At 61.0% G+C, this 17,468-nt stretch carries 14 protein-coding genes and 1 tRNA gene; 10 read left to right on the forward strand and 5 right to left on the reverse strand.

The genetic code is table 11. From position 1 onward, the window contains the following. Window positions 1–45: 45 nt before the first annotated feature. Window positions 46–1,875, reverse strand: a complete 1,830-nt coding sequence (locus AB0P14_RS10730; protein ID WP_363841573.1) for a phosphoenolpyruvate carboxykinase (GTP) — start codon at window positions 1,873–1,875, stop codon at window positions 46–48. A gap of 289 nt (window positions 1,876–2,164) precedes the next feature. Here AB0P14_RS10730 and AB0P14_RS10735 point away from each other — a divergent pair. Continuing rightward, window positions 2,165–2,237: transfer RNA gene (locus tag AB0P14_RS10735), tRNA-Arg, on the forward strand. 315 nt (window positions 2,238–2,552) lie between these two features. On the opposite strand, the gene AB0P14_RS10740 is transcribed toward AB0P14_RS10735, so the two are convergent. The 3 genes from AB0P14_RS10740 to AB0P14_RS10750 form a co-directional block, all read right to left on the reverse strand. Beyond that, on the reverse strand, window positions 2,553–3,323 hold the full coding sequence (locus AB0P14_RS10740) for an alpha/beta hydrolase (protein WP_363841575.1): 771 nt from the start codon (window positions 3,321–3,323) through the stop codon (window positions 2,553–2,555). Continuing rightward, window positions 3,320–4,057 carry an alpha/beta hydrolase gene (locus AB0P14_RS10745; protein ID WP_363841578.1) on the reverse strand — a complete coding sequence of 246 codons (738 nt, stop codon included), beginning with the start codon at window positions 4,055–4,057 and terminating at the stop codon, window positions 3,320–3,322. The genes AB0P14_RS10740 and AB0P14_RS10745 overlap by 4 nt, the downstream gene beginning before the upstream one ends. Window positions 4,058–4,150: 93 nt before the next feature. Further along, the gene (locus AB0P14_RS10750) at window positions 4,151–4,882 is read right to left on the reverse strand and encodes a FadR/GntR family transcriptional regulator (protein WP_363841581.1); all 732 of its coding nucleotides are present in this window, start codon (window positions 4,880–4,882) and stop codon (window positions 4,151–4,153) included. Window positions 4,883–5,265: 383 nt separating this feature from the next. Here AB0P14_RS10750 and AB0P14_RS10755 point away from each other — a divergent pair, with 383 nt between their 5' ends. The 9 genes from AB0P14_RS10755 to AB0P14_RS10795 all read left to right on the forward strand — a co-directional run bounded on the left by AB0P14_RS10755 (window position 5,266) and on the right by AB0P14_RS10795 (window position 16,796). Beyond that, on the forward strand, window positions 5,266–6,888 hold the full coding sequence (locus tag AB0P14_RS10755; protein ID WP_363841584.1) for an ABC transporter substrate-binding protein: 1,623 nt from the start codon (window positions 5,266–5,268) through the stop codon (window positions 6,886–6,888). A 137-nt stretch (window positions 6,889–7,025) separates the two neighbouring features. Then, entirely contained in the window at window positions 7,026–7,982 is a 957-nt protein-coding gene (locus AB0P14_RS10760; protein WP_363841587.1) for an ABC transporter permease, read from the forward strand. A 3-nt stretch (window positions 7,983–7,985) separates the two neighbouring features. After that, the gene (locus AB0P14_RS10765; RefSeq protein WP_363841590.1) at window positions 7,986–10,025 is read left to right on the forward strand and encodes a dipeptide/oligopeptide/nickel ABC transporter permease/ATP-binding protein; all 2,040 of its coding nucleotides are present in this window, start codon (window positions 7,986–7,988) and stop codon (window positions 10,023–10,025) included. Beyond that, window positions 10,022–10,849, forward strand: coding sequence for an ATP-binding cassette domain-containing protein (locus AB0P14_RS10770; protein ID WP_363841593.1), 828 nt, complete (start codon window positions 10,022–10,024; stop codon window positions 10,847–10,849). The genes AB0P14_RS10765 and AB0P14_RS10770 overlap by 4 nt, the downstream gene beginning before the upstream one ends. 37 nt (window positions 10,850–10,886) lie before the next feature. Further along, a complete protein-coding gene (locus AB0P14_RS10775; protein ID WP_363841596.1) occupies window positions 10,887–11,816 on the forward strand; it encodes a dihydrodipicolinate synthase family protein in 930 nt (309 codons plus the stop codon). A 135-nt stretch (window positions 11,817–11,951) separates the two neighbouring features. Continuing rightward, the gene (locus tag AB0P14_RS10780; RefSeq protein ID WP_363841599.1) at window positions 11,952–12,884 is read left to right on the forward strand and encodes an ROK family protein; all 933 of its coding nucleotides are present in this window, start codon (window positions 11,952–11,954) and stop codon (window positions 12,882–12,884) included. Window positions 12,885–12,915: 31 nt separating this feature from the next. Beyond that, window positions 12,916–13,602: an N-acetylmannosamine-6-phosphate 2-epimerase gene (locus AB0P14_RS10785; protein WP_363841602.1), complete on the forward strand. Its 687-nt coding sequence runs from the start codon at window positions 12,916–12,918 to the stop codon at window positions 13,600–13,602. Window positions 13,603–13,833: 231 nt separating this feature from the next. Then, window positions 13,834–14,763 carry an ABC transporter ATP-binding protein gene (locus tag AB0P14_RS10790; RefSeq protein ID WP_363841604.1) on the forward strand — a complete coding sequence of 310 codons (930 nt, stop codon included), beginning with the start codon at window positions 13,834–13,836 and terminating at the stop codon, window positions 14,761–14,763. Continuing rightward, on the forward strand, window positions 14,760–16,796 hold the full coding sequence (locus tag AB0P14_RS10795; protein WP_363841607.1) for a YhgE/Pip domain-containing protein: 2,037 nt from the start codon (window positions 14,760–14,762) through the stop codon (window positions 16,794–16,796). The genes AB0P14_RS10790 and AB0P14_RS10795 overlap by 4 nt, the downstream gene beginning before the upstream one ends. A gap of 57 nt (window positions 16,797–16,853) precedes the next feature. Here the strand turns inward: AB0P14_RS10795 and AB0P14_RS10800 are convergent, their stop codons facing one another. Then, window positions 16,854–17,378 (reverse strand): histidine phosphatase family protein, encoded by a 525-nt coding sequence (locus AB0P14_RS10800; RefSeq protein ID WP_363841610.1) that lies wholly within the window; start codon window positions 17,376–17,378, stop codon window positions 16,854–16,856. Window positions 17,379–17,468: the final 90 nt, after the last annotated feature.

Below are 17,468 nucleotides of genomic sequence, written 5' to 3' on the forward strand. Positions count from 1 at the left end.
CCCGTAGACGGGGCGCATTTATGGGGGACGGGCGCATTTTTTCCGTTAAGCGGCGAAGCGTTCCTTCAGGCTGCTGAGTTCAGCGGAGAGCTCAGCCGGGAGGGAGTCGCCGAAGCGGCTGTACCACTCGTCAATGCCCTTGAGCTCAGCGTCCCATTCAGCCGGAACCACCCTCAGCGCTTCCTTCAAGTCCGATTCCGTAACGTCCAAGCCATCGATGTCGATCGCCTCGGGGGTCGGGATGAAGCCGATGGGTGTTTCCACGGCGTCGGCCTTGCCCTCGATACGCTCAATGGCCCACTTAAGGACGCGGCTGTTCTCTCCGAACCCGGGCCATGCGAAACCGCCCGTTTCTGTGCGGCGGAACCAGTTGACCAAGAAGATCTTGGGCAGCCGAGCCTGGTTGGCCTTGGCTGAGAGGCTGATCCAGTGGTTGAGGTAGTCGCCGGCGTCGTAGCCGATGAAGGGCAGCATGGCCATGGGGTCGCGGCGCACTACGCCGACGGCGCCCGTAGCGGCAGCGGTGGTTTCCGAGGAAAGGGTCGATCCCATGAAGATGCCGTGGGTCCAGTCACGAGCTTCGGTAACCAAGGGGATGGTCGTCTTGCGGCGACCGCCAAAGAGGATGGCATTGATTTCAACACCCTCGGGGCTGAAGTAGTCCTTGGACAACATGTCGACCTGATCGATCGGGGTGGCGAAGCGGGAGTTGGGGTGCGCGGCGGTGCGGCCGGAATCCGGTGTCCAGTCATTCCCCTGCCAATCGGTCAGGTGAGCGGGCACCTCGGTGGTCATGCCCTCCCACCACACGCCGCCGTCGTCAGTCAGAGCCACATTGGTGAAGATGGAGTTGCCCTTGACGATCGCAGCCATGGCGTTGGGGTTGGTGGCCCAGCCGGTGCCGGGAGCTACGCCGAACAGGCCAGCTTCCGGGTTCACTGCACGCAGCTCACCTTCCTTGCCAAAGCGCATCCAGTTGATGTCATCGCCCAAGGTCTCGGCCTTCCAGCCGGGGATGGTCGGTTCCAACAGGGCCAGGTTGGTCTTGCCACAGGCCGAGGGGAAAGCTGCGGCCACGTGGTAACTCTTCTGCTCCGGGCTGGTGAGCTTGAGGATCAGCATGTGCTCGGCGAGCCAGCCCTCGTCGCGGGCCATGACCGAGGCGATGCGCAGCGCGAGGCACTTCTTGCCCAACAGGGCGTTGCCGCCGTAGCCGGAGCCAAAGGAGAAGATGGAGCGCTCTTCGGGGAAGTGCACAATCCACTTCTCGTCGTTGCAGGGCCAAGCAACATCTTTTTCGCCGTCAGTCAGCGGGGCCCCTACGGAGTGCAGCGCCGGCACGAAGAACGCGTTGGTGTCCTCGATCTTGCGCAAAACATCGGTGCCGATGGTGGCCATGATGCGCATGGAAGCCACCACGTAGGCGGAGTCGGTGATCTCCACGCCGAACTTGGGATCTTCAGCATCGATCGAGCCCATAACGAACGGGATGACGTACATGGTGCGACCGCGCATGCTGCCGGCGAACTTTTCATCCAGAATCGCCTTCATGGCGGCCGGGTCCATCCAGTTATTGGTGAAGCCGGCATCGCGCTCCTTTTCGGAGCAGATGAAGGTGCGGTCCTCTACTCGGGCCACATCTTTGGGGTCCGAGAATGCTGCGAAGGAATTAGGGAAGAGCTCCGGGTTCAGACGAGTGAAGGTGCCCTCGTTTACCAAGTTGTCCGTCAACAGGGCATATTCCTGAGCAGACCCGTCTACCCAGCGGATGCTCTCCGGCAAGGTTAAAGCAGCAACCTCAGCTACCCAAGCGGCAAGGCCCTCGTGGGTAGTCATTGCCTGCTCAACGGATTCCTGCACTGGCGCGTTGCCCATCGTGTGTCCCTTCATTGGGTGGTAGGTGGTGTCTAAATGCTATGGCCCGTTTCTCGGCCCCCTTCGGCATCGGACATGGGATGTGCTCCCGAAGGCCACGGTCAATTCCTTGTATTCTCGGGCTTTTCCAACTTTGTGATGCTTAGCAATTGTGAGCCACATCACCTATACCGGTCTAGTGGTGGGGAACACCGCGATTTACGGCCCTTCCGATTTGTACTCTCCGCCCAAGGTGGGTTAGAGTTATTCACGGCCCGAGGGTCAACAAAGAAACAAAGAAACAGAATATGCGTGCGTAGCTCAACGGATAGAGCATCTGACTACGGATCAGAAGGTTGGGGGTTCGAATCCCTTCGCGCGCACTTGATGAAAGAGTCCCAAGCTTCGGCTTGGGACTCTTTCGTTTAACCAAGCGTTTAATCATACGTGTGTGTGAAAGTCATACTTGTGTGCGAAAGCTGGGCTAGGGCGTATTGGAATACATCCAGACTGCAGCTCATGCGGTTTGGCGGCCCCACTGAATTCCAGACTGCAGCTGATGCGACAAATCGGCACGATCCATCGCATCAGGTGCAGTTTCGAACCGGTGGAAGCTCGGCGAACCGCATCAGGTGCAGTTTCGAACCGATGGAAGCTCGGCGAACCGCATCAGCTGCAGTTTCAAACTCCGGAAGCGCTCAGCGTTCCCCCGAAATCTCCGCTACGGAGTGTAGGACAGCTTCCAGAACTGTTTCATCCTGCAAGGTCCGGAAGTGACCGGCCACCGGCAGCTCAATATTGACCGCGCCCGCCAAATAGCTCCCACTAGGGATATGCGGATCGAATTCCGGATAGATTGAGAAAACCTTGTGGTTCAGTGCCGTCTCGGCCTGCAGAGCCAGCAGCACGGCATCCACCGGAGAGAAATCGCGCAAGGTCCGTGACAGTTGATACCGGGCATAGGGCGAACCGGAGAATGGGGTTGCCACCGTCACCAGCCCCAGCACCTCCGCCGGGGAGGATGCGGCTGGGACTGGTGATCCGGCGTCGTGCTTCACAATGGCGTCAAGGGACAGCTCCGCATCAAGCATGACCCGCTTTCCAATCAGCCCGCCCTTGCTGTGCGCCACCAAAATGCACCCTGCGTCACCGTGAGCGTCACCGTGAGTGTCACCCAGCTGGGCGAGAAATTTGGTGACTAGAGCGGCGGAATCCGGCACGGATCGGTGGTTCAGCCCCAGACCTGGGACCGAAACCACGCGGTATCCCGAGGCGTTCAACCGGGAGGCGGCGGGCTCAAGGAACAGCCACCCCTCGTACACGCCGGGCAGCAGCACCACGAGCGGCAAACGGGGATCCCCGGCGCTATAACGGGCGGGAAGGCTGGGGCGAAAGAGGGAGACCAGCTGCTGCCGGCCTGCGTACAGGTAGTCCAGCGCCCACCACCCCAGCTGCTGCGCGGAAATCATGCAGCGCCCACGTGCGCCACAATATATTCGGCCACGCACGCACCGTCCTTGACCATGGTTTCGTGGCCGCGGCCGGCAACCTCAACCATGGTGGCATCCGGGATCAACTCGGTGACTTCCTCGACCCAGCTCCGCGGGCAGATCCGATCGCGACTGCCCCGAATTACCAGTGTGTGCGCTTGAATATGAGGAAGGGTGTCTTCGATGGTGTGCGTCATCATGGTGCGAAGCTTCTTGACGAACCAGCGCGGCCCGGTTTTGGCATAGTTTTGGGCACCGACGGTAATGACACTGGGACTTTCGCCAAAAAGATCCTGCATCATGCGCCAGCTCTGCTTCTTAATACTGCGTTCCAGGCGATTGACGGTGGGGGCCACAAGCACCAGCTCAGGGAACAGGTCAGGGCGTTGAGCGGCGGCTTCGGCAACGACTTGGGTGCCCATGGAATGGCCTACCAATACCGGTCTATCGAGTTTTTCTTCCTCGACGAACTCGATGAGCAGGGCACCCATTTGGGCCATGGTCATAGCGGCTTCAGGTTCGGCTGCGTCACCAAATCCTGGCAGGTCGATGGCAACCACCCGGCCATAGGATTCCAGCTCGGAGCTGAGCTGGGCAAAGTAGGAGATGCCCATACCAATGCCGTGGACCAGCAGAAAGGTACGGCCGGCCGCTTCATCGGTGTCGGTCGTGACGATTTCATGGTCGCCGAGGACAACTTTTCGTACACTCATGCATCACAGTATTACGTAAAGATGGGCCCACAACTGCGAGGGATCCAACTTAACAGACGCGCCGGCGGCTGTTAGGTTGGGAGCAGTTGGGGACTACTCGGACGCGACGAACTTCTGGATCTTCTTACGGATGCCGTCGAAGTGGCGGCTAAGCAGCTCAGCGGCACGCGGTCCATCCTTGGCGGCAACGGCGTCGTAGATTGCCCGGTGTTCGCCCGCAGTATGGGCGAGGTCCAGCCCGCCGGTGCCGATTTCCACGTGGATCTTCCTATAGACCTTCCAGAAAACGCTCATGAGGTTCATCAGCAAATCATTGCCCAGCGGCTCGAACAGCAGACGATGGAATTCGGCGTCAGTCTCGGCGAAAGGTTCAGCTCGCGCGGCCAGCTCCTCCATTTTGACGACTGTGGCTTCAATGAGCAGCAAGTGTTCGGGGGTGACCAGAGCGATGGAGGAGCTGATCAGACCGGATTCGAGGGCTTGGCGAATATCTACCAGCTGCAATGCTTCCAAACCCTCATGGCGCAGCGATAACCGGCCACGGAAGGTCAGACCATCGGCTAGAGCGTCAAAATTGCTGGGTGCCACAAACATGCCAAATCCGTGTCGGATCTCAATGACACCCAGGGCCTGCAGGACCTTCAACGATTCACGGAGGGTGTTACGGCCAACGCCGAGAACTTCACAGAGCTCGCTCTCGGTGGGCATCGGGTCACCTGCATCTAGGTCCCGGTCAAGGATGAGCTCCATAATGTCAGCTTGCAGGGCACGCAAACGCGCCTGTGCACTGAACCGGGCCTTTGGCACAATGGTTGAAATAGGCAACAAAACTCCTCAGAAACTAACGCTGCAGGGACTGACATTTATCACTTCGTTGGCGAAACTTTGGGGCAAATTCGCTCCTGCCGCCATCAAAATAAATCGTTGCAATAGTGCCATTTATGGGCCGTGCCGCCACCTACTCGCCCACGTGTTCCAGACCATAGGATATCGGATGTCCTGGTGCGCTCCTGTAATCTGACACACTACCGCCAAGCAGTTCAGTCAGCTGAACCACGAGAAATCAGCTAGCTCCTGGACTAGGCGCATTGATACCAAAATGAGATCTCAGAGCATTTGACCAACCCATGTGATCGCTATTACAGTTTCAGTATAAGCATCGGACGTCCTACATCCGATAACTATTAGATGAATGGTGAGTCAACAGAATGAGCAATACTCTTCAGAACCTGCCTGCGACCCCGGCATCGCGGCGCACCTTCCTCAAGGCCGCTGGCGTCCTTGGTGCAGCAACGGCCTTCACCGCCACCTTGGCCGCTTGCGGCTCATCCAACGACACCAACACCGGCACGGATTCCTCCGCGGCAGCCAACACGGATCTCAGCATCGAAGCTGGCATCTCTTACTCGCTGTCCACTGGATTTGACCCCATGAGCTCCTCGGGTGCAACCCCGATGGCCGCAAACCTGCACATCTTCGAAGGCTTGGTGGAACTCCACCCGGCAACGCGTGAGCCCTACAACGCTCTCGCCAAGGAAGATCCCAAGAAGATCGATGACCTCACCTACCAGGTGACCATCCGCGACGGCGTCAAGTTCCACGACGGCACCGCCGTCACCACCGAAGACGTTGCCTACTCCTTCGAGCGTGTGCTGGACCCGGCCAACAAGGCCTTGTTCGCACAGTTCATCTTCTTCATCGACAGCGTTAAGGCCATCGACGATAAGACCGTTGAGTTCAAGCTCAACACCGCATTCGCTGGTTTCGGCCCGCGTATCTCCGTGGTCAAGGTTGTTCCCAAGGCTGTTGCCTCAGCAGATCAGAAGGCCTTCGACGCCAAGCCCGTCGGTACCGGCCCCTACAAGTTCGTTTCAGCAGCCAAGGATGACAAGATCGTCTTCGCTCGCAACGACGACTACAACGGCCCGAAGCCGGCCCTGGCCAAGGACATGACCTGGTTCCTGCTCTCCGATGCTTCGGCACGCGTTACCGCCATGCAGTCCGGCCGTGTTCAGGCTATCGAGGACGTCCCCTACCTGGATGTTGACGCGCTCAAGAACAAGGTTGACGTTGAGTCGGTCCAGTCCTTCGGCCTCATGTTCCTCATGTTCAACCTCTCCAAGGCTCCCTTCGACAAGAAGGAAGTTCGCCAGGCACTGCACTACGCCCTGGACAAGGATGCGATCATCAAGACCGCACTCTTGGGCAACGCAGCCGCTGCAACTTCCTACTTCCAGGAAGGCAGCCCCAACTACCAGAAGGCTGCCACGGTCTACGGTTTCGACGCCGATAAGGCCAAGTCGATGCTCGAAGCTGCTGGCGTCAAGGACCTGAAGGTTACCTTGACCAGCACCGACACCGCCTGGGTCAAGGATGTCATCCCGCTCATCAAGAAGAACTGGGACGCCGTTGGTGTTGAGACCACGCTGGAGCCGCTGGCTTCGGCTGCTGTCTACGGTCCGGAGAAGGTTGGTGGCCTGAACTTCGACATCTTGGCTGCCCCCGGCGATCCCTCCGTCTTCGGCAACGACGCAGACATCCTGCTGAGCTGGTTCTACCGCGGCGATACCTGGGCCAAGAACCGCTTCGCCTGGAGCGATTCCGCAGAGTACAAGGAAGTTCAGACCAAGCTGGATGCAGCCCTCGCCGCTTCCGAGGCTGACGCCAAGAAGCTCTACAGCGAGATCATCAACATTGTCGCCGAAGAAGCGCCGCTGTACCCGATCTTCCACCGCAAGCTGCCCACAGCTTGGGACTCCAAGAAGCTCACCGGCTTCCAGCCGCTGCCGACCACCGGCATCTCCTTCATCGGGGTCGGCCGCACGGCCTAGCCAGACCGTTTCAACACAGACCAGAGGGGCTGTGGCCGCTCCTTGGCCACGGCCCCTCTGGTCTGAAACCATTTATCCTATGACGCAGCCCACAGTCCCCCTTCTGTGCTGTTGCAAATAGAACCGGAGTAAGTACATTGGCAAACTTTTTGCGACTGCTGGGACGCAGGCTCGCAGCACTACCGTTGATGATCCTGGGTGTAACCCTGCTCGTCTTCGTGGTGCTGCAGTTCGCTCCTGGCGACCGTGCCGTAGCAGCCTTGGGCGAAGGCGCCTCAAAAGAGGCCCTCGACCAATACCGTGAGGTCAACGGACTAAACGATCCCCTCTTCATTCAATACTTTAATTATCTCGGCAAGCTCATTACTGGCGATTTTGGCACCACACTGCCTCCGGCCAAGCCCATCACCGAAGTGATTGCCAGCGCCTTCCCCGTCACCTTGCAGCTGACCTTCTTGGGCGTTCTGATCGCCGTCATCATCTCGCTGCTATTCGGTGTCCTCGCAGCCCTATACCGCGACACCTGGGTAGATCAAGCTATCCGCGTTTTCTCAGTCGCCGCCATCGCCACCCCATCCTTCTGGTTGGGCATCTTGCTGATCCAGTGGTTCGCGCTCGGCGACAACTCCTGGTTCCCCTCCGGCGGCCTCGCCAACCCCGACGACGGGTTCATCGGCTGGCTGAGTTCCATGTCACTGCCAGCACTGGCCCTCGCTATTCCCGTTTCGGCATCCCTGATCCGTGTGGTGCGTACCTCCATGGTTGAGGAACTAGACCGCGATTACGTCCGCACCGCGATCGGCAACGGCGTCCCCTACCGGACCGTTGTCTCTCAGAACGTGCTCCGCAACGCCCTTGTCACCCCGGTGACCGTGCTGGGTCTGCGCATTGGCTACCTACTCGGTGGCGCCGTCGTGATTGAAATGATCTTCTCCCTGCCCGGCATGGGACAGCAGATCCTCAACGGCATCACCAGTGTGGACACCAACCTGGTCCAGGGCGTGGTTCTGGTCATCGCCATAACCTTCGTCATCGTCAACATCCTGGTGGACCTGCTTTACCTGCTCATCAACCCCCGAATCAGGACGGTCTAAGTCATGCGTAGCAAACTAGCCGAACGGCTCAGCGCGCCAGGCCTGCGCTTCAAGGCCCTGACCTTTGGTTCCAAACTGGCGTTGCTTTTTCTGGTCTTCATTGCCCTCGTCGCCATCTTGGCACCCTTCATTGCCCCACATGATCCGCTGGAGACCGGCGATCCTGCCCAGGCCCCCAGCAGCATTCACTGGTTTGGTACCGACCGCATTGGCCGCGACGTACTCTCACGCCTGATGTACGGTGCCCAGGCCTCGCTGATGATCGGCCTTGGCTCGGTGGCCTTGGCCATCATTCTCGGCGCCACTTTGGGTGCCCTGGCGGCGACCTCCTCCAAGGCCGTCAACGAAATCATCATGCGCATCATGGACATCTTGATGGCGTTCCCGGGCATCGCCCTGGCCGCCGTGCTGCTGACCTCTTTCGGCAACTCGGTCCCCACCATCATTTTGTCGATCGCCATCATTTACACCCCGCAGCTAGCCCGCGTGGTCCGCGCCAACGTCCTCTCCCAGTACGGCGAAGACTATGTTCGTGCCGAGCGCGTGATTGGTGCAGGCCGCGCCTACATCATGCTCAAGCACATTGTGCGCAACACCGCCGCCCCCGTCCTGGTGTTCGCCACGGTCATGGTGGCCGACGCCATCATCCTCGAAGCCTCGCTGTCCTTCCTTGGCGCTGGTATCCAGGATCCCGATCCCAGCTGGGGTAACGTCATCTCCTACGGCCGCAACCTGGTCCTCTCCGGCGGCTGGTGGGCAACCACCTTTGCCGGTTTGGTCATCCTGTTGACAGTACTTTCGCTGAACATTCTGGCTGAGGGCCTCACCGATGCCATGGTAAACCCGCGCATTAAGAAGGCTGCTCCGGTGAAGGACGACGACGGTTCGGCAGCTGCCGCTCTGGCCCTCGCCAAGGCTGATGCTGCTGCGCGCGCAGTGATTGAGAACCCCTTCGCCGCACTGGATGCCGAATTGCTTCGCCTGCAGGCTGTGGAACTGTCCCGCTCGGACCGTCTCCCTCAGGTTGGTTCCGAAGCTCGGGTGATCCTTGAAGTGAAGAACCTCTCGATCCGCTTCCCCGGCCGTTTTGACCGCACCGCCATTGTGGACAACGTCTCCTTCACCGTGCGCGAAGGCGAAACGATGGGTTTGGTGGGCGAGTCCGGTTGCGGCAAGTCCATCACCTCCCTCGCCATCATGGGCTTGTTGCCCAAGACCGCCGAGGTCACCGGTTCCATCAAGTTTGATGGCAAGGAACTTCTTGATCCTGCGACTAAGCACAGCTCAGCCAAGGCCTACGAAGGTTTGCGCGGCGAGCAGATCGCCATGGTCTACCAGGATGCGTTGAGCTCCCTCAACCCGTCCATGCTGATCAAGGATCAGATGTTGCAGCTCACCAAGCGCAACGGCCGCAAGACCCCGGCAGAACTGCTGGAATTGGTCAAGCTTGATCCGGTCCGTACGCTCAAGAGCTACCCGCATGAGCTTTCCGGTGGTCAGCGTCAGCGCGTGCTGATCGCCATGGCGCTGTCCCGCTCGCCCAAGATTGTGGTTGCCGATGAGCCCACCACCGCTTTGGATGTCACTGTTCAGAAGCAGGTTGTTGATCTGTTGAACGAACTGCGCGAACAGCTCGGTTTCGCCATGGTGTTCGTCAGCCACGACCTTGCCTTGGTCGCTTCGCTGGCGCACAAGATCACCGTCATGTACGCCGGCCAGGTTGTTGAATCCGGTCAGGCTTCGGAACTGCTGGCACACCCCACCCACGAATACACCCGTGGCCTGTTGGGCGCCGTACTCTCTATTGAGTCCGACGCCGCACGATTGCATCAGATCCCCGGCACGGTTCCCTCACCACGTGAGTTTGCCTCCGGTGATCGCTTTGCCAGCCGTTCCCAGCGTCCCGACGCTGACCCCGCCCAAAAGCTGTCCTTTGTTCCTGTTGTCCGCGACGGCAAGGCCATTGACCACTTCTGGGCCAGCCACAAACTCGAAGATGCCACAGCGGTCTCCGCCGGGGCAGATACGGAAGGTGCCTCATGAGCAAGCACACAGCAGGAGCAGCCGCCAGCGGCAAGACCCCTGTCATTGAGCTGAAGGACCTGCACGTCCATCACCGGACCCGTTCCGGCGGCTTGTTCAAGCCCAGCTACGTCAAGGCTGTCAATGGCGTGGACTTCTCCATCAGCCGCGGTGAAACCGTGGGCATTGTGGGCGAGTCCGGCTGTGGCAAATCAACGCTGGCCTCCGTGCTGGTGGGGTTGCAGACCCCAACCTCCGGCCAGGTGCTCTTCCATGGCAAGCCAGCCATCAAGCGCAATGCCGCCATGCGCAAGGAGTTCGGTCGCTCGGTTTCTGTGGTCTTCCAGGACCCCTCAACCGCGCTGAACCCGCGCATGACTATCCAGGACATCCTGGTTGACCCACTGGCCATTCACGGCATTGGCAACGGCGCATCCCGCCTGGCCAAGGTCGCTGAGCTGCTCTCGCTGGTTGGCTTGCCGCAGTCGGCAGCCGAGGTGACGCCGTCGCAGGTTTCCGGCGGACAGCGTCAGCGTGTGGCAATTGCCCGCGCGCTGGCCTTGGACCCGGACATCATCGTGGCTGACGAACCCACCTCGGCGCTGGACGTTTCCGTCCGCGCGCAGGTATTGAACTTGCTCTCGGATCTGAAGCGCGAACTGAACCTGGGCATGGTTTTCATCAGCCATGACATCCAGACGGTCCGCTACGTTTCCGACCGCATTGCAGTCATGTACTACGGGAAAATTGTGGAAGAGGGCTCCGCGGAGCAGATCTTCGACAACCCCAGCAATGACTACACCAAGAAGCTCCTCGGCGCAGCGCCGTCACTTCTTCACATCTAATTTTTCACTCAATCAATACAATTTTGGAGCAATTCACGTGACTACCGTCGCTACCCGTTTCCAGGGCGTTATCCCTCCCGTCTGCACCCCCCGCACAGCTGATGGCGCCATTGACGTCCCCTCGCTGGAAAACCTCACCCGCCACCTGCTCGACGGCGGCGTGACCGGCCTGTTCGTCAACGGTTCCTCCGGCGAAGTGACCCACCTGACCAACACCGAGCGCGACACCGTACTGACCACCATTGCAGGGGTCAATGCCGGGCAGGTCCCTCTCTTGGTCGGTGCTGTTGAGCAGACCACCAACCGCGTGGTTGAAGAAGCACAGCGCATGGTTTCCCTGGGCGCCGACGGCATCGTGGCCACCAGCCAGTACTACGCCATCAGCAACGCCGAAGAGACCGGCCGCCACATCCGCACCGTGGCAGCCTCCGTTGACGTTCCGTTGTTCGTCTACGACGTGCCGGTTCGCACCCACTTCAAGATGCCCACAGACCTGCTCTTGGAGCTGGGCCGCGAAGGCGTCATCGCCGGTGTCAAGGATTCCTCCGGTGACGATGTTTCCTTCCGCCAGCTGCTCATCGGCGCCAAGGACATCCCGAACTTCGACATCTTCACCGGCCACGAAGTGGTTGTTGACGGTGCGCTGCTGGGCGGCGCCCAGGGCGTTGTCCCGGGTCTGGGTAACGTTGACCCGAAGGCTTACCGCCGCCTGTACGATCTCTCCGTTGCAGGCGACTGGGCCGGTGTGGCTGCCGAGCAGGACCGCATCGCCGATGTCTTCAACATCGTCTACACCCCGAAGCCCGGCCGCGTATCCGGCAACGCAGCAGGTCTGGGCGCGTTCAAGACCGCGTTGGTCCTCATGGGCATCATCAAGACCAACGTCATGAGCGCTCCGATGCTCGCGCTGGATGAAGATGAGACCGCAGCCATCAAGGTCATCCTTGAGCGCACGGGTCTGATCTAGTCCCCACGCCCTCCCCGGCCGAATCTGCTGGCGCGAATTCGTATCGGGGCCCCTCGGGCGTGTGGGCCCAATCGCGGGCCCACACGCCCGAGGGGCATTCTTTTTTGCCTGATTTAGAACTTCGAAGGATCTTTCATGCGGTACGTAGTTGGTGTTGACCTTGGCGGAACCAAAACCGCTGCCGGCGTGGTGGCAGTGGACGGTTCGGTGTTGCTCACGGAGCAAATCCCCACCCTAAACCGCGACGGCGGCGAGGCCATTCTCGATGCCACAGCAGCCTTGATCGCCTCACTCATTGAACGCGCCGCAGCGGTGGGTGCCATCGTTGAGGCTGTGGGCGTTGGCTCCGCCGGTGTCATCAACGCCGCCGAAGGAACAGTGATCTCAGCCACCGACGCCATTGTGGGGTGGACCGGAACCCCGATCACCGCAGGACTGACGGCGAGGCTGGGACTGCCATCCGCCGTCGTCAATGACGTCCATGCCCATGCGCTCGGTGAGGCCTGGCACGGTGCGGGCAAGGGTGCGAGCACTGCCCTCATGGTGGCTTTTGGTACAGGCGTGGGCGGCAGTTTTGTCATCAACGGCCAGCCAGTGCTCGGCGCCCACTTTGTGGGTGGCCATGTGGGGCATTTTGCTTCGCCGCTAGCCATACACGGTGGTACTGCGCTGCCGTGCTCCTGTGGCCACGAAGGCCATGTGGAAGCGATCGCCTCCGGGCCCGCCATCCACGCGGCCTACCTGCGCAACGGTGGCAGTGCCTCTTTGCCTGACACCCGTGCAGTGTTTGACTCGGCTCGGGCCGGTGACGATCTGGCCCTGTCCGTGATCGCCATTGCTGCCGCGGCGGCGGGCCAGGCAGTGGGTGGACTGATAAATATTCTGGACCCTGCCGTGGTGGTAGTGTCCGGAGGATTGGCCGATGCCGGCGAACTGTGGTGGGATGCCATGGAGGCGGCACTGCGTGCTGAGCTGCTGGCACCCCTCGCCGCTGTGCCGGTGGTGCGGGCCAGCCTGGGAAATAAGGCCGCCATTGTGGGCGCAGCTTCCTTAGTCCTAGATCACTAAATACGTTTTCCCTTTTTCCTAGGAGTCACTCATGACACTGAAAATGACCAACTTTGATGCGCTTGCAGGACAGCTTGTGGTGTCCGCACAGGCTTACCCGGGCGAGGCCATGCGCGATCCCCGCACCATGGCCCAGATTGCCGCCTCGGCTGTAATAGGCGGTGCTGCCGCCATTCGTGTCCAGGGCATTGCGGACATCCAGTTCGCCCGCGCGGCTGTGGAAGTTCCCGTGATCGGGCTGTGGAAAGACGGGCACGACGGCGTTTTCATCACCCCCACGCTGCGCCACGCACTCGCCTGTGCCAGCGCCGGAGCTCACATTGTCGCCATCGACGGCACCCGCCGCCCACGCCCGGACGGCCTCACGTTGGCCGAAACCATTGCCGGCGTGCACGCCGGCTCCAATTCCTTGGTCATGGCTGACTGTGGTTCCTTCGACGACGCCGTTGCCGCCGTCGAGGCCGGTGCGGACTTGATCGGCACCACCTTGGCCGGCTATTCGGGCGAACGCCCCAAGACCGACGGGCCGGACTTGGAACTCATCGCCGAGATCGCCGCCGCAAACTTGGGCAAGCCGCTCATCGCCGAGGGCCGCATTCACTCCCCCGCCCAAGCACGCGCAGCTCTCGACGCTGGCGCTTTCGCCGTGGTTGTTGGCACCGCCATCACGCACCCCTCCACCATCACCAGCTGGTTCAAGGCTGCTCTGGACGCCTAGGCGTCCGTTCCGCTACCCTGCACGAGCGAATTGCACCCAACAGGACCGGACCGCATCGGGCTTCGCTTCACCGAACAGGACCGGACCGCATCCACTGCCCACTCGATTGTTTTTGGACCGTCGGCACGGAAGAGTATGGATATGTGAGGATGAGCCTCACTAGCTTTCTTTGTACTGACCAGTCGGATCTGGTAATTTGTCCCAGTCAGCCCCGCTTCGAAGGAGCGCTCCATGCTCACTGCCCATCAGTTACACGTTGCAGGGAGGCGCCACACCCTGTTGCCCGCCACCACCGCGCAGGCGCAGCGCGGCGAGCTCTTGCTGATTCAGGCCGACGGGCAGGAACGCCGTACGGCTCTGGCCCTGACGCTGTCCGGCCGCATGAAACCCTCGAGTGGCTCTGTGGTGCTGGGCCACGATTCCTCCATGGCATCTCTTCGCCGCCGCAGCGCACTGGTCGATTCACCGAATGTCAATGCCCCTGAACATCACCTCACCGCCCGGTCCCTGACCTCAGAGGATCTGGCCTTGGTGCCGCTGAAGTTCCGCGACCGCACCCGCCCCACGGCATGGCTTGTCAAACATGGCTTCCGTGACGTCCTGGACCAGTGGATCGAGGAGTTGAAACCCGATCGGCTCTTGCATCTCCAACTGGAACTGGCCTTAGCTAACCGCGATGTGGATTTGCTGGTCATTGATTCCCCCGACCGACACACGGCAGATGTTTCCGCCTGGCTACCCCTCTTGGAAGCCGCTGCGGCTGGTGAACTGGGCCGCGGCCCCGAGGCGCACCCCCAGTCCCCGCCGCGCCCGTTGCTCGTGATTGGGGTGGTGGGCCGCCTCCCGGATGAGTGGGACGGAACGGCCGCTGTCGCTGGCAACGCCGTCTCCCACGAGCCTTTAGAACAAGAAGTTACAGAGCGGAAGCTTTCAAAGAACGACGCCGATGATCCTCCTGCCGCCGCTCCCGACGCAACCGGCGAGCCCAAAGAGGCCGCACCGGCAGAAACAGAAGTCGAGCCGCAGCCGGAAGCGGCAGGTGAGCGATCCGACGTCGACCATCAGGACACGGAGAAACTCATGACGGCGCCCTCGGCACGAGACCTCGAACCCACCGCCACGAACGCCCCAGACGAGACCACCCCGGAGGAAAAGCCATGACAGTGTTCCGCCTGGCCCTATCCGAACTCAAGCGCATGACCGGCGGGATCCTGCCGAAGCTGACCATTGTTGCCCTGGTCATGGTGCCGCTGCTCTACGGGGCCGTTTATCTGTACGCGAATTGGGATCCGTACGGCAACCTCGATCAGCTCAAGGCAGCCGTGGTGGTCCAGGACGAGGGCGCCACCACCAAGGATGGCAAGGAGCTGACGGCTGGTCAGGATGTCGCGGATTCACTCGTGGAGGGGCGCAAGTTCGATTGGCAGCTCGTGAACACCGTTGAGGAAGCCCAGAGCGGGGTCCGGAGCGGGGAATTCGCATTCGCGCTGACCATTCCTAAAGATTTCTCGGCAAATCTGGCCTCGCCGGAGAATTTTGATTCGGCCACCCAAGCCATGATGAGCGTCACCACCAATGATGCCAATAACTATCTGCTGACCTCGATCGTGGATAAGGTGGCCACCCAGGTCCATGACTCGGTGGCGCAGCAGGTGGGTGAGCAGACCGCCAATTCGCTGCTGACCGGGTATGGCACCATTCATGCCCAACTGGTCAAGGCGGCCGACGGCGCGAAACAGTTAGCCGATGGCGCCGCAACACTTGACACCGGGGTGGGGACGCTGAAAACCGGCAGTTCTGATCTGCTGGAGGGTGCGGATTCGCTCGTGGCGGGGCAGACTCAGCTGGTCACCGGCGCCAAGAAGCTGCAGGTTGGCGCTGTCGCACTGGAGAAGGGATTGGGCCAGCTCGAGACTCAAACGGCCACCTTGCCTGCTGACACCAAGGCACTCTCCGATGGCGCTGCCGCCGTCGCTGCCGGAAACGCTACCCTGAACACGAAGGTTCAGAACGCCGCAGGGACAGCCGGGAAGCTTGATGGGGCGGTCACCGCAGCCATCAATGACAAGCTCACGCAGCTCGTCAACGATGGGGTTATCAGTGCCGAGCAGTCCACTAAAATCACCGATTCGTTGAAGGCAACTGCCACGAGCCCAGCCATCACCGAGCTCAAGGATCAGCTCGCCACCGATGCTGCTGACATTCAGAAACTGGCGACCGGGTCTGCCGACGTGGCTGCTGGCGCATCGAGGCTGGCAGCCGCCACGCCGAAGCTGACTGCGGCGATTTCACAGGCTAAGTCCGGCTCCAGCGAGCTCGCCACGGGCGCGGGGACACTTGCTGACGGTCAAAGCACTGCGCTGGACGGGGCGACCCAGTTGGCTGCCGGTGCCGCGAAGCTCGACACCGGTGTTGCTGATTTGAAAGCCGGCTCCAGCAAACTCTCCACAGGAGCCAGCGAGCTCGCCACGCAGCTGCGCAACGGTGCGGGGTCCGTCCCCGATCCCAATGACAAAGACAAGCACAACACGGCAGGCGTCATCGCCGATCCCATCCGCGTCGATTCGGTCTCCCAAGCGCAGGCCTCCAACTACGGCTCTGGCCTGGCACCCTTCTTCTTGGTTCTGGCACTGTGGATCGGGGCGTTCATGCTGGTTCAGGCCATGCGACCGCTAACGGTCCGGGCCCTGGCTTCCAACGCTCCCGCTTGGAAGATTGCGCTGGGCGGCTGGTTGCCGTTCGCCGCCGTTTCCACGGCACAAGCCCTGCTGCTCTACGCAGTAGTGAAGTTTGGTCTAGGCCTGGAACCGAGCCACCCGTGGCTAACGTTGGGGTTGCTGCTGCTCGCTTCCCTTGCGTTCACGGCCCTCATTCAGGGCATTGTGGCGCTCATGGGCACACCCGGGAAGTTCGTGGTGTTGATCTTGCTGGTGCTTCAGCTGGTCTCCTCTGGCGGTACTTTCCCTTGGCAGACCACACCGGAACCGCTGCACATCATGCACCAGATCCTGCCTATGGGGCATGTAGTTGAGGGCATGCGTCACCTGATTTACGGCGCCGACCTCGCCCCGCTGCTGCCCATAGTGCTCGGGCTGCTTGGCTACATGGTGCTGGGTTTGCTGCTGGCTTGGGCCGCTGTCAACAAGAAAAAGACGTGGACCCTCAAGACGCTGATGCCGGAGATCGAAGCCTAAGCCCGCTCTGCGCCCAGCCCTCCCTGTGGGCGGGGCACTCCCTGGCGGAGCCCGGGGCTACGGGCGGGGCACCACAAAGTTCTGCAGCAGGGCGTCCTGCCCGTCGAGGGTGGCCCAGTCGCTGCTGTGCTCGAACACAGCAAAGGCGCTCGTGGGGAACCCTGACGCCAGATCCATATAGGCGTCCTGATCCGAATCACGCGAGGCCAACCGCAGCGCCAGCGACTGCACCCCCGGCATATGCGTGATCACCAGCAACGTCCTGACGGTCTCCGGAACATGATTGATGACCGAGAGCATCGAGGTCGCCCCCGCGAGATACAGCGCCTGCTCCAGTTTGGGAGTGGGCGCCTCATCGGCCAGCTGCTGGCACACCCAGGTGCACGTTTGCCGGGTCCGCAGCGCCGATGAGACGAGGATGAAATCGGGCACCACACCGTTGTCCACCATCCATTTGCCGGCCAGCGGCGCCTCGTTGTGGCCGCGCTGGGCCAGGGGCCGGTCATGGTCTTCCACGTTCAGCGGAAAGGCTGCCTTGGCATGGCGCATCAGGATCAGGCGTTTAATGTGGTGTTCGCTCATTCCCTCAGTTTAGTGACAGTTAAAGCAGTACGACGGCGCCCGCCTCACCTGGGTGAGCCGAACGCCGTCGAACTCGGGCCCACACATCCG

The sequence above is a fragment of the Specibacter sp. NPDC078709 genome (genome assembly GCF_040686795.1).
Lineage (GTDB): Bacteria > Actinomycetota > Actinomycetes > Actinomycetales > Micrococcaceae > Specibacter.